Source organism: Paenibacillus kobensis NBRC 15729, from assembly GCF_004000825.1.
GTDB classification, from domain to species: domain Bacteria; phylum Bacillota; class Bacilli; order Paenibacillales; family Paenibacillaceae; genus Paenibacillus_T; species Paenibacillus_T kobensis.
Window position 1 is genome coordinate 69,585 of record NZ_BILZ01000010.1, and the last position, 11,703, is coordinate 81,287.

13 protein-coding genes and 1 pseudogene are annotated in these 11,703 nt (G+C 52.1%); all 14 read right to left on the reverse strand.

Annotated elements, in window-relative coordinates; translation table 11 throughout:
• Position 1: 1 nt before the first annotated feature.
• Positions 2-988: an ATP-binding cassette domain-containing protein gene (locus PKO01S_RS08955; protein ID WP_127530985.1), complete on the reverse strand. Its 987-nt coding sequence runs from the start codon at positions 986-988 to the stop codon at positions 2-4.
• A gap of 252 nt (positions 989-1,240) precedes the next feature.
• Positions 1,241-1,705 carry a hypothetical protein gene (locus PKO01S_RS08960; protein WP_127530986.1) on the reverse strand — a complete coding sequence of 155 codons (465 nt, stop codon included), beginning with the start codon at positions 1,703-1,705 and terminating at the stop codon, positions 1,241-1,243.
• Between the two features lie 445 nt (positions 1,706-2,150).
• Complete coding sequence (locus PKO01S_RS08965) at positions 2,151-2,627, reverse strand: DinB family protein (RefSeq protein WP_127530987.1); 477 nt, start codon at positions 2,625-2,627, stop codon at positions 2,151-2,153.
• Positions 2,628-2,861: 234 nt separating this feature from the next.
• A complete protein-coding gene (locus PKO01S_RS08970; protein WP_127530988.1) occupies positions 2,862-3,128 on the reverse strand; it encodes a metal-sensitive transcriptional regulator in 267 nt (88 codons plus the stop codon).
• Between the two features lie 106 nt (positions 3,129-3,234).
• Positions 3,235-3,720 (reverse strand): DsrE/DsrF/DrsH-like family protein, encoded by a 486-nt coding sequence (locus PKO01S_RS08975; protein ID WP_127530989.1) that lies wholly within the window; start codon positions 3,718-3,720, stop codon positions 3,235-3,237.
• Between the two features lie 25 nt (positions 3,721-3,745).
• Positions 3,746-3,973, reverse strand: coding sequence for a sulfurtransferase TusA family protein (locus PKO01S_RS08980; protein ID WP_127530990.1), 228 nt, complete (start codon positions 3,971-3,973; stop codon positions 3,746-3,748).
• A gap of 51 nt (positions 3,974-4,024) precedes the next feature.
• On the reverse strand, positions 4,025-4,609 hold the full coding sequence (locus PKO01S_RS08985; protein ID WP_127530991.1) for a sulfurtransferase TusA family protein: 585 nt from the start codon (positions 4,607-4,609) through the stop codon (positions 4,025-4,027).
• A 36-nt stretch (positions 4,610-4,645) separates the two neighbouring features.
• Positions 4,646-5,797, reverse strand: coding sequence for an MBL fold metallo-hydrolase (locus PKO01S_RS08990; protein WP_127530992.1), 1,152 nt, complete (start codon positions 5,795-5,797; stop codon positions 4,646-4,648).
• Between the two features lie 99 nt (positions 5,798-5,896).
• Positions 5,897-6,208 carry a rhodanese-like domain-containing protein gene (locus PKO01S_RS08995; RefSeq protein WP_127530993.1) on the reverse strand — a complete coding sequence of 104 codons (312 nt, stop codon included), beginning with the start codon at positions 6,206-6,208 and terminating at the stop codon, positions 5,897-5,899.
• A gap of 13 nt (positions 6,209-6,221) precedes the next feature.
• Positions 6,222-6,608 (reverse strand): rhodanese-like domain-containing protein, encoded by a 387-nt coding sequence (locus PKO01S_RS09000; protein WP_127530994.1) that lies wholly within the window; start codon positions 6,606-6,608, stop codon positions 6,222-6,224.
• A gap of 126 nt (positions 6,609-6,734) precedes the next feature.
• Positions 6,735-7,520 carry a sulfite exporter TauE/SafE family protein gene (locus PKO01S_RS09005; protein WP_127530995.1) on the reverse strand — a complete coding sequence of 262 codons (786 nt, stop codon included), beginning with the start codon at positions 7,518-7,520 and terminating at the stop codon, positions 6,735-6,737.
• A 321-nt stretch (positions 7,521-7,841) separates the two neighbouring features.
• Entirely contained in the window at positions 7,842-9,371 is a 1,530-nt protein-coding gene (ahpF, locus tag PKO01S_RS09010) for an alkyl hydroperoxide reductase subunit F (RefSeq protein ID WP_127530996.1), read from the reverse strand.
• Between the two features lie 12 nt (positions 9,372-9,383).
• Positions 9,384-9,933: pseudogene (ahpC, locus tag PKO01S_RS09015) on the reverse strand (alkyl hydroperoxide reductase subunit C).
• Between the two features lie 249 nt (positions 9,934-10,182).
• On the reverse strand, positions 10,183-11,559 hold the full coding sequence (locus tag PKO01S_RS09020; RefSeq protein ID WP_127530997.1) for an MFS transporter: 1,377 nt from the start codon (positions 11,557-11,559) through the stop codon (positions 10,183-10,185).
• Positions 11,560-11,703 lie beyond the last annotated feature (144 nt).

The window sequence follows — 11,703 nt, forward strand, 5'->3', positions numbered from 1 at the left end:
GTTATGCTTCCTCCTTGACGCCATGTCCTGTAATGGTCAAAAACACTTCGTCGAGCGTCGGCTTCTGCACGCTCATCTCTGCAAGCTGGATGCCTTGCTCGCGCAAGGAGATCAGCAGATCCGTCACTAGGTCCGCGTTCGCCATCGGTGCCGTGATCGTCCCCGCTTCGGAAGTCAAGCTAGTCGCAATTCCGAGCACGTTCTCGACGGTCTGGCGAGCCGCTGCGGTATGGTTCGCATTCTGCACTCTTAGATGAAGGGACGATGTGCCGACAGACGTTTTTAATTCATCGACCGTCCCTTCCGCGACGACGTGGCCGCGGTCGATGACCGCAATCCGGTCCGCCAGTTGATCGGCTTCATCCAAATATTGCGTCGTCAGCAGTACGGTCGAACCTGTCTTAACGAGCTTGCGGATCGTTTCCCACATTTGCGCGCGGGTTCTCGGGTCAAGACCGGTCGTCGGCTCATCCAGGAAGATGAGCGGCGGCTGCGCAATCAAGCTCGCAGCCAGATCGAGGCGCCGCCGCATGCCGCCGGAGAAGTTTTTGAGCGGCCGCTTCGCGGCTTCCGTCAGTCCGAATTCCTCCAGCAGCTCCTCCGACTTGCGGCGGGCTTCTGCACGTCCCAGTCCGAGCAGCCGGGAGAAGATGATCAGGTTCTCGGTCGCGCTCAGCGACTCGTCGACCGATGCATATTGGCCGGTAACGCCGATCAACTGCCGAACGATCGATGCGTCCTTCACGACATCGTAACCGAAGATGCGGCCCGTGCCTGCATCCGGCCTGAGCAGCGTCGCCAGCATCCGGATCGTCGTCGTCTTGCCCGCTCCGTTGGGACCAAGGACACCGTAGATCGAACCTGCCCGCACCTTTAAGTCAACACCGTCTACCGCCTTGTTATCGCCGAATATTTTGACAAGCCCATTCGCCTCCACCGCCCAATCTCCGTTGTTCGGTGCGATGCTGCGTTGTTGGATAACATTCATCGTTTATTTCCTCCTGCGTCGTATGTGATGAGACCATCTTATCGCGCATTTATAAACTGAATTTAAACAACGAACGGAAAATGGCATACTTGACCGAAAATCCGCAAAGCTTATAAGAAACACACCAATAAATCAGCCATAAACGCAGCAATGCCCCTTCACTCCGCATGGGGGGAGAGTGAAAGGGCATTGCTGGCTCCTATCCGTAATCTCATGTGTACTACGTCAGGCTGCTTTGCAATGATGTGCGAATTACCCGACTACGACCGTCAGTTCCTCAAAAGCTTCCGATCCGAAATCCTCGACATGATTGTTCTCGGCGAGCACCAGACGAATTTTGTTCGTACCTTGATGTAAGTTCGTGAGCTTAAACAGCTTCTTGCTCGTGATCGGGCCCGTAATTTGACCGTCGAGATAGTAGTGGACATGGCCTTGTCCAGCGACAGGCGCACCTCCGTAGTTGTTGTCGGTCAGCTTGAGATTCGTGAAGAGCTTCAAATAATACTCCCCATCAATCTTCTCTACGCGTGCATCGAGGGAGTACTGCTTATTGCCGGGCTTCACCGGAGAAGCAGCCGCCATGGACTCACAATGAGACCGATTCATCGCGGAAGCATCCGGTGCCGCGGCAACCGCCTGTCCAACCAAAATAGCGGAACCGAGGAAAACGGAAGATAATAAAATCGAGAAACGTTTAGACTTGAGCAAACTTATCATTCGATACCCTCCTACCAACGATTTGGATAAGGCCGACTAATTGCGCCCCCGTGATCTATAGTAGCGGAATCGCGGCACCTCCTACATAGACTGAGCAAAGCGTTTGACCCATTTTGCTTTAGCCGCTAAAGCGTTTCGATTGTTTGCACCGCTGGCTATTTCTTGCACTTGCACTTGTACCTTCGCTCGCACCCGTCCCTTGGAAAATAAGAGTCCCTAAGAGACCCTTAATCAATCAAACGGTCGTCTCTCCAATAAATAAGTAACTCTCAACGTCTCTTAATTGCTCGCATATCCCCCGAATTCGTGTCTTCGATGGCCGTAAGAGCCCTTACGGGACTCTTATTTCACACTCAACAGGCTGCCCAGCTCAATAAGCGTCTTTCTGCGTCCCTTAAATCGTCCGTACACGAAAAAACTCGCCTAATCGGCGAGTCTCCACAGCTCATAACGTTCTTATAAAAGCGATAAAGTCGGTCATCGTCCCGTTATACCCGAGACTTCTAAGTATCGTCGTTACATTGCCTCTATGGTAAGTTCCGTGATTCACGACTTGCTGGATGATCTCGGCAATGGAATTGGTGAAAGATTGGCCTGCCGTGTTGCTGTAGGTCACCCGCTTCTGTACATCCGTGTTGGACAAAAACAACCGCATCCGCGATTGCAATTCGTCCCTGTGCCGGCGGGCTTCTTCAACATCGGAGAACACCCTCGCCGATAACGGCGGCGGCGCTTGTTCCTGTATCCGTGCGAACCACACTTCATCTGCTGCAGCAAGATGGCCTACCGCTTCCGCAATCGAGCGGAAACCTAAATCTACTTCCTGATGAAACAGATTCGCTGGCAGCGATTGGAGATGCTGCAGCACCCGATCATTGGCCCAAACATTGTATTGATACAATTGGGTAATCCATTCGTTCATATCGATCATTCCTCTCCGCCAATAAATTCGCAGCCAATCGGCTAGGAAGACAAACGGACTGCTTTTACCCAAATTATACCACGGAGCAAACCTGTGCGGAGCGGTGATAACCTCCCGAGCACAACAAAGAGCAGCCGCCGTTCAACCGGCAGCTGCTCTATTCACTTGCTTATTTGAAACCCCGGCACGATACCATTCACCTCTATCGTGCCTTCGGTCATGATTTAGCGATCATTATCTGCTCTTCACAAGCAGCTCAACCGCCTGCTTCACGAGCTTGCTTGTATCTCCGCCTGACGTCTGCTCGTCCAGAAGGCATTGCTGAAGATTCTCGGCGACGATCTGCGCGATCGCCCGGTCGGACGCATTACGGACTGCCGACAGCTGGCCGACAACATCCTTACATGGCTTTCCTTCCTCCATGAGGCGCAGTACGCCGCGAACTTGTCCTTCGATCCGCTTCAACCGTGCTTTGATCTCATCCGGGTAATGATAGTCCATCTGTTCCCCATCCCTTCCTGTTCGATTGTTACAAGTACGATTACAAGTACGAGTATGGGTATAGTATAAGACAAATTCGTTCGCGCTCATACCCTTTGTCAGCATTTTATATAAACAGGTTCACGTTTCCTTCCGATGCGTCGCCCAAGTAAGCCGCTACCCCGCCCAGCTCGATGCCGTCGAGCAGCTCTTCCTTCTGCAAGCCAAGCAGATCCATCGTCATCGTACAAGCGACCATCTTGACGCCCAGATCCTGCGATAGCTCAATCAGTTGGGGCAGTGTCAGCGCATTATGCTTCTTCATGACATGCTTAATCATTTTCGGCCCCATGCCAAGCATCTGCATGCGTGACAAGCCAAGCTTGTTGGCGCCGCGCGGCATCATCCATCCGAACATTTTTTCCAGCAGCCCTTTGTTCGTCTGAACCGGCTGGTCCTTGCGCAGCGTATTCAGCCCCCAGAAGGTGGAGAAAATCGTAACTTCGTGGTCATAAGCTGCTGCGCCGTTCGCTATAATGAAAGCTGCCATAGCCTTATCGTAATCGCCGCTGAACAATACGATCGTCGTTTTTTTCTTACCCGTTTGTTCCATATCGGTTAACGTTCCCCTCTCCTGTTTAGACTTTGCGGACGTAAAATTTGTAGACGCCCTGCTCTTCCTCGTGCTTGATCAGTTCATGGTTCGTCTGCTTCACCCAGGCTTGGAAATCGTTTACCGATCCTTTGTCCGTCGACAGCACTTCCATCACTTGTCCGGCTTGAAGGCTATCCAGCGCTTTCTTCGCTTTCACAATCGGCATTGGGCATGCCAGACCTTTCGTATCGACAACTAAATCTTTATGCATTATAAAATCCTCCTCAAATTTGGTTGGTTTTCTGTCTTCATTCGTTCAAAATTAGTTCAACTTCTCGACCGGCCCCGTCCATCCCGTCATGCCAGGCACTACATTCACGACTTGCGCAAAACCTTGGGCCTGCAGCAGTTGGCATGCCATATCGCTTCGAACGCCGGTCCGGCAAATAACTGCGATCGGGCTATTGCCATTCAGTTCACCGATGCGGTTGGCCAGTTCGCCAAGCGGAATGGAAACAGCGCCGGTTACGTGCGCAAAAGCATATTCGGCTGGCTCCCGCACGTCCAATACCGTTATCGCCTCGCCTCCCGCAAGCTTCACTTGCAGCTCCTCCGTTGAGATGGTGACCGGATAAGCCGACTCCTGCTTCACCTCATGCGGACTCGATTTGCGAAGATAATGCCTCAAGACGCCCTCTTCCTCGAGCGTGCCCAAGTATTGATGTCCTGTCGATCTCGCCCAGCTCTGAATGTCGGCGATCGATCCTCTATCCGTCGCCTGCATCTCCACGACCTGTCCCGGCTGTACCGATTCGATTGCTTTCTTCGTCTTCACGATCGGCATCGGACAAGCGAGCCCCTTGCAGTCGAGCATAAGATCAACTTGTATATTGGCATGAATAGTCATAGTTAAAATCCTCCTTCGATTATTCGAATGTTGTGGTTACTTATCGTGGACCGCACAGCGGTTAGGACCGATCTCCATCTCGCGCTGATCTTCAGCGGACGGAGCGATTTTGCCCATATTCACTTGCCTGATTTCTTGATAGGCGTTAGGCTGCTGCGGCAAGTTCTCCGTAACGGTGCGCCGGAACTCGGTTTCGTCCTGAATGTTCAGACCCGGATTATGCTTATACAGATCACCTAGCCGGGCAGACACTTGGCCGCCTTCGCCGAGCTCGGTTATTTTGCCAAAGTGTGCTGGAAGTACAATCAGCTCTTCCGAGAGCTCCTTGTAACGGCTGTACAGCGTCTCGCGCAGATCGCTTACCCAATCTTCCGCCAGACCAGCAAGGTCCGGACGTCCGATCGACTCCACGAACAAGATGTCGCCCGAGAGCAAGTAACGGTCGTCCACGATAAAGGACGTGCTGCCGATCGTATGGCCCGGCGAATACAGCGCCTGAATCGCGATGCGCGTCCCGCCGACCGTAATTTCATTGCCGTCTTGAAGCGCCTCGTACTTGAACTGAACTTCTCCAGCATCCTTCGGCGGGAGCCAGTAAGATGCGCCCGTATTCTCGGCAAGGGTCCGTCCGCCGGAGATGTGGTCCGCATGCAAGTGCGTATCGATCGCATGCTTAATGCTTACGCCTTTCTCTGCTGCGAGCTGTTCGAATGCGTCCGTCATTCGGACGGCATCGATGACAGCCGCTTCGCCATCGGATACGATCATATAGGACAAGCAGCCTTTACCGATTCGGACGAATTGATAAAGCTCTCCTCCGCTCTGCAAGTCCGCAACTTTCACAGGCTCCAAATACTCGCTCCAAGCCCGCATGCCGCCTTCCAGATAGAACACATCACTCCGGCCCGCTTCCGCCAGCTGCTCTGCAACGAATATTGACGATCCTTCCTTGGCGCACACGACCAATACCGTTCCTTCTGCCGGGATACGTTCGATTGCGGCTTCCACGCCTTCGAGCAATTCAAAGTAAGGAATATTGACCGACTCTACCGTCTCGCCTTCAATCCGCCAATCGCTGTAATTCTCTTCATTGCGAACGTCCAGAATAAACAACGGCTTCTTGTCGACAATAAAACGGGTGACTTCCTTCGCGGTCATGGATTGATACGTTGCAGTTGTGTTTGTCATTTGTGTTCGCTCCTTTTTATATACCCTTGGGGGTATGGTGGATTTAAAAATTTTTTGCCGCTCGGGCGGGCAATCTGTGTCTTGATTCACTAATAGTCGTTATTCGATATTTCCGGCCCAATTCATCATGCCGCCTGTCATATTGCTGACGTTATAGCCGAGAGATTCCAACAGCTCACAGGCCAGTCCGCTGCGGTTGCCGCTGCGGCATACCATAACCGTCTCCTTCTTCGGATCAAGCTCTGTATGCCTGCTGCCAATCATCCCGAGCGGGATATGCTTCGCTCCGCTAATATGGCCAGAATCCCATTCGTCTTGCTCGCGGACATCTACGATTTGCATCGTCTTCCCTTGCTCGATCCACTCAGCAACTTGCTCTGTCGTTACGGCTTTCGAGAACTTGCCTGCCATTTGAACTCGCTCCTTATTTCTTTAATTGGCCTCTCCATGTCATAATGCCGCCTTGCAAATGCGCCAGCTTCCGGTATCCGGATTTATATAGCAGCCGCGCGGCTTGTTTGCTTCTCATTCCGCTGCGGCAATATAGATAGATGCTGCGGTCCAACGGAATTTCGCCGATCCGCTGCTTGAACTGAGACAATGGGATGTTCGTTGCTCCTGCAATGTAGCCTTGCTTCACTTCGCCCGGTTCGCGCACATCAATGAGTACGTGATGACGGTTCGCCTTCAGCTCATCATTCAGCTGATCAGCTTTTAAGGTTCGGAGTCCTTTCACGCCTGAGAAGCGAGTCGCGATAAACCAGGCAATAGCGACTGCAATAACGATATTAATTGCAAGATTCTGATCCAAGTGAACTCACCTCCTTCTTCAGCATGCCTCTTTGTGATGAGGAATGTAATGCATTCATCAACTTGTTCTTATCATATACCCTATGGGGTATAATTTCAACCGAAAAAATTGTGCATTTTCAGGTAATTACGCTAAAATGTCGATCCAAATCTTGATGACCGTAGCAGTAATCAACACAGCGAGCAGACCTTGTAATGCTTTGACATTCATCTTCTGTCCCAGCTTCGCGCCAATAGGCGAACCCGCAATACTCGCAACGATCATAACGATCGATGGGATCAACAGCATATGTCCGCCCATTACCTTGCCGGCGGTAGAACCAATGGAGGAGATGAACGTAATGGCAAGCGAAGAGGCGATCGCGACCCTCGTCGGAATTTTAAGAATAACGAGCATGATCGGTACGGTAATAAATGCCCCCGCTGCACCTACAACGCCTGACAACAAACCAACTATCGCCGCAGATACAGATGCAATCGCTCCATTGAATTGCAGATTGTTGTAGTCTCCGCTATCCGTACCTTTCTTCGGCATGAACATCATTACGGCCGCTATTAGGGCAAGCAACGCATACGTGATATTAATGGCCGAGTCAGGCATAAATTTCGATCCATATCCCCCGATGAAGCTTCCAATTACAATCGGAACGCCCATCATCCATACCAGTCTCTTGTTAATCAATCCGGTTCCGCGATAGGCGAATACGCCAGCAATAGTTGCGAAAAATACTTGTACTGCGCTGACCGCCGACACTTCCTGAGCCGTAAATGCAACAAAGCCGAGCGCTGGTGGAATATAAAGCAGCATAGGGTATTTAATGATCGATCCACCGATGCCAACCATGCCGGAAATGAATGAACCGATAAACCCGATTGCGAACAAGGTGATGATCCAACTTAAACTCATATCCATTCGGACCCGCTCCTTCTCTAGTTGTGATTTTTAACGCATTATACCCTACGGGGTATGTGTCAAAGCAAAAAAATAGGCTGAATCCATTCAACAATACTACTGTTAACCGAACAGCTCCTTCCCTTTTCACTTAGGATGGGATAAACCATTTCACTACGTATACCCCTATGGGTATAAATAATAATAAACGACTTCTCGAGTATTGTCAACCTCATTGAACACAATAAAAAGGAGCCCGCAGAAATACGGTTAGAACCGCACAGCAAAAGGCCGCCCCACACTCATTCGAGTGCGGAGCGGCCGTAAAAGTAAAATCTGCGATTAATTCCGGATGAGATAATCGAATGCTCCGAGTGCAGCGGTCGCGCCCGATCCCATCGAAATAATAATTTGCTTGTAAGGGCTGTTCGTGCAGTCGCCTGCTGCGAATACGCCTGGCAAGTTCGTCGCGCCGTGGTTATTCACCACGATCTCGCCGAAACGAGTCCGTTCGATCGTATCGCCGAGCCAGTCGGTATTCGGAACGAGACCGATCTGGACGAATACGCCTTCCAGCTCGACATGCTGTTCGCCGCCGGAATCGCGTTCAATGTAAGTGATCCCGTTCACCTTGTCGGATCCGGTAATCTCTTTCGTCTGAACGTTCGTCAGAACGGTAACGTTAGGCAAGCTGTACAGACGGTCCTGCAGCACGCTGTCTGCTTTCAATTCCGGATTGAACTCCAGAACGGTAACGTGGCTGACGATGCCCGCAAGATCAATGGCCGCCTCGACGCCGGAGTTGCCTCCGCCGATAACCGCTACGCGCTTGCCCGTGAACAACGGACCGTCGCAATGCGGGCAATAGGCTACGCCTTTGTTCTTGAATTCCGCTTCGCCAGGCACGCCGACGTTGCGCCAGCGTGCGCCCGTGGACAGAATAACCGTCTTGCTCTTCAGCACGGCGCCGTTCTCAAGCTCGACTTCGATGAAGTCCCGCTTCTCGATCCGTTTCGCCTGCTGAAGCTTCATAACATCGACGTTATATTCCTTCACGTGCTCTTCAAGGCTGGCAGCAAGCTTCGGACCTTCGGTGTACTTCATGCTGATGAAGTTCTCGATGCCGACCGTGTCCATCACTTGGCCGCCGAAGCGTTCTGCTACGATGCCGGTACGGATGCCTTTGCGCGCGGCATAGATTGCCGCACTCGCGCCGGCAGGGCCGCCGCCGACAACGAGCACGTCGAACGGTTTCTTGTCGAACAGCTCCGAATCGTCGCGCGTCGTACCGATTTTGGCCAAAATCTCCTCGACCGAAATACGTCCGCCGCTGAAAAACTCGCCATTCAGGAAGACGGAAGGAACGGCCATTACTTTCCGTTCTTCTGCTTCTTCCTTGAATACTGCGCCGTCGATCATCGTATGCGATACACCTGGATTGAGCAAGCTCATCAGGTTCAGCGCCTGCACGACGTCCGGACAGTTATGGCAGCTCAAGCTGATGAACGACTCGAACTTGTATTCGCCGCGGATGCTGCGGATTTGATCGATCACTTCCTGCTCGACTTTCGGCGCCCGGCCGCTGACTTGCAGCAGTGCCAGTACGAAAGACGTAAACTCGTGGCCAAGCGGAATACCGGCGAATACGATGCCTGTATCCTCTCCTGGACGGTTCACGCTGAAGCTAGGCGTTCTCTGAAGATCCGCTTTCTCCACTTGGATACGGGAGGACATGCTGACGATTTCATCCATCAGCGCCAGCATGTCTTGGGATACTTGATCGTCAGCTGCGCTGACCTTGATCAGCACGTCGCCTTCCATCAATTGAAGGTATTGATTCAGTTGTGCCTTAATCTCTGGGTCTAATACCATTCAAACCGCCCCTTAGATTTTGCCAACAAGATCCAAGCTAGGCTTCAGCGTAGCGCCGCCTTCTTGCCATTTTGCAGGGCAAACTTCACCTGGATTGTTGCGAACGTATTGTGCTGCTTTGATTTTGTTCACGAGCGCGCTTGCGTCGCGGCCGATACCGCCAGCGTGGATCTCAACCGTCTGGATCGATAACGAACGTGCCGCGGTCAGCGAGGCCGTCTTCTTCGATCAATACGTCGAAGTTGCGGGAGATCGTGTGCGTAGGGTCGCCGATCATGATGTACTCGATTTTGCCGATTGTCTCCGAGCTGTCATGCCAAGCTTTGTGCGTAAAGTGCGTATCCGTCGATACGGAGTATACTTCCACGCCGAGCGATTTCAGCGTTGCATATTGATCTTGCAGGTCGCCGAGCTCTGTTGGGCAGACGAACGTAAAGTCAGCTGGATAGAAGCATACAACGCTCCATTGGCCTTTGAAGTTTGCTTCTGTTACTTCGATGAATTTACCGCTTTGGTAAGCTTGTGCTTTGAATGGTTGTACTTCTTTACCGATAAGAGACATGTTTAGTTTCCTCCTAGAATTTCTCTTTGTTTTTTATAATAATTCTAAACTAATATTAATTACTTGGGTAGGTATTTGTCAAGTACTCTGACCCCCATTTTGATAATTATTTTCATTTCAAATTGTGGAGCATGCGAATTCATGCATCCTCTGTAACCGCCTTTATTGGGGCCACCTGCTAGCCTTTCCCATCTCAAGCCGACATATGCCTGAATGGCCGGAATTTCAGCAACATAGACTCCGGCAGTGTTAGGTTCGGCGGTCTCTATTAATGAATAAGAACGAAAGCAAACTGCCGCCAGCCAGAATGACAGCCGTGACGATTAGGGATACATGCATGCCAGTAATAAAAGTCTCACTGCCGCTTATGATCGCTCCAACGACAGCAACGCCCAATGTCGCCCCAACCTGCCGGCTTGCGTTCAATGCTCCAGATGCAGCACCGGTCAGTTCCCGCGGAACGGAAGAAAGGATGGCGGACATGAGCGAAGGCAGCGTGAACGATATGCCGAAACCGATCAAGAACAGTCCTGCACAGACTTGCGCATAGTTTGTATTCTCGTCTGCTAGTGCCAGCAGAACCGTTCCGGCTGCTACCGCCGCGAATCCTCCCGTCATCGGTATTCTTGCGCCGGTACGGCTTACGATGCGTCCGGCGAATATCGGATTCACTGCCATCGGGACCATCATCGGAAGCATGGCGAGCCCGGCCGAATGTGCCGATAATCCGACCATCTGTTGATAAAACATCGGCAATACGAACAGAATGCCTGACAGGGCTATATTGCTTGCCGTCCCGGCAAGCATGCCGGCAGAGACGGTAGAGCTTCTGAATATGTGCAGCGGAAGAAGCGGCGACCGGCTCTTTGCCTCCACAATAATAAATCCGATTATCGCTAGCAGCGCCAAGCATCCCGTCCCCCAAATAACCGGCGAGCTCCATCCGAACGGCTCCCCCTCCATTAGAACGAAGGATAATGCGGCGATGAAAACAATCGCCAGCAATTGGCCGGCCAGGTCGAAGCTCCGCTTCGGATTACGATTCGTCTCTGTAACATTCATCCGCGTGATCAGCAGACTCAAGATGGCAAGCGGTATGTTAAGAATAAAAATGCTTCGCCAGCCGAACGAATCGACCAGCAATCCCCCCGCAACCGGTCCAGCGGCCAATGCGATTCCCGTCACGGCAGCCCATATGCCAAGAGCCCGGGCACGCTCGCCGGGATCGGGAAACGCATGGGCGATAAGCGTTAGCGAAGCCGGCAGCAGTGCTGCCCCGCCTACGCCAAGCAAAGCCCGCATGGCGATCAAGACGCCGAGCGAAGGCGCGAAGGCCGACATCGCCGATGCGGCCAGAAATAAAGCAAGTCCGATCATGTAGATTCGTTTCGCCCCTGCCTTATCGGCTGCTGTCCCCATCGACAGCAGCAGGCCTGCGAACACGATCGTATAAGCGTTCACGACCCATTGAAGCTCAGAAATGCCGCCGCCCAGATCATCATGAATCGCAGGAAGCGCGACGCTTACGACTGTCATATCGAGCAGAACCATAAAATATCCGATCGCTATACCGAGCAGCAGGACGAGCCGTGCCGCTGCCCCCATTCTTCGGGACTCCATGTTCATAGCCTGTTCCAACTTCCACTCCCCATTTCAATCTTGAATAAGTTCCCAATCGCTCCTCGTCAGTGTAAAGTAGAACGTATACGAGCACGAGATGAGGCTTTATCCTAGGAGCTTTACTCCTACCAAACTTCAAGACGGCGGAGG

What these genes read in the sequence shown, in the direction of transcription:
- PKO01S_RS08955 (WP_127530985.1), bottom strand. Translation starts at nt 988, where the DNA reads ATGAATGTTATCCAACAACGCAGCATCGCACCGAACAACGGAGATTGG.
- PKO01S_RS08960 (WP_127530986.1), bottom strand. Translation starts at nt 1,705, where the DNA reads ATGATAAGTTTGCTCAAGTCTAAACGTTTCTCGATTTTATTATCTTCC.
- PKO01S_RS08965 (WP_127530987.1), bottom strand. Translation starts at nt 2,627, where the DNA reads ATGAACGAATGGATTACCCAATTGTATCAATACAATGTTTGGGCCAAT.
- PKO01S_RS08970 (WP_127530988.1), bottom strand. Translation starts at nt 3,128, where the DNA reads ATGGACTATCATTACCCGGATGAGATCAAAGCACGGTTGAAGCGGATC.
- PKO01S_RS08975 (WP_127530989.1), bottom strand. Translation starts at nt 3,720, where the DNA reads ATGGAACAAACGGGTAAGAAAAAAACGACGATCGTATTGTTCAGCGGC.
- PKO01S_RS08980 (WP_127530990.1), bottom strand. Translation starts at nt 3,973, where the DNA reads ATGCATAAAGATTTAGTTGTCGATACGAAAGGTCTGGCATGCCCAATG.
- PKO01S_RS08985 (WP_127530991.1), bottom strand. Translation starts at nt 4,609, where the DNA reads ATGACTATTCATGCCAATATACAAGTTGATCTTATGCTCGACTGCAAG.
- PKO01S_RS08990 (WP_127530992.1), bottom strand. Translation starts at nt 5,797, where the DNA reads ATGACAAACACAACTGCAACGTATCAATCCATGACCGCGAAGGAAGTC.
- PKO01S_RS08995 (WP_127530993.1), bottom strand. Translation starts at nt 6,208, where the DNA reads ATGGCAGGCAAGTTCTCGAAAGCCGTAACGACAGAGCAAGTTGCTGAG.
- PKO01S_RS09005 (WP_127530995.1), bottom strand. Translation starts at nt 7,520, where the DNA reads ATGGATATGAGTTTAAGTTGGATCATCACCTTGTTCGCAATCGGGTTT.
- ahpF (WP_127530996.1), bottom strand. Translation starts at nt 9,371, where the DNA reads ATGGTATTAGACCCAGAGATTAAGGCACAACTGAATCAATACCTTCAA.
- PKO01S_RS09020 (WP_127530997.1), bottom strand. Translation starts at nt 11,559, where the DNA reads ATGAACATGGAGTCCCGAAGAATGGGGGCAGCGGCACGGCTCGTCCTG.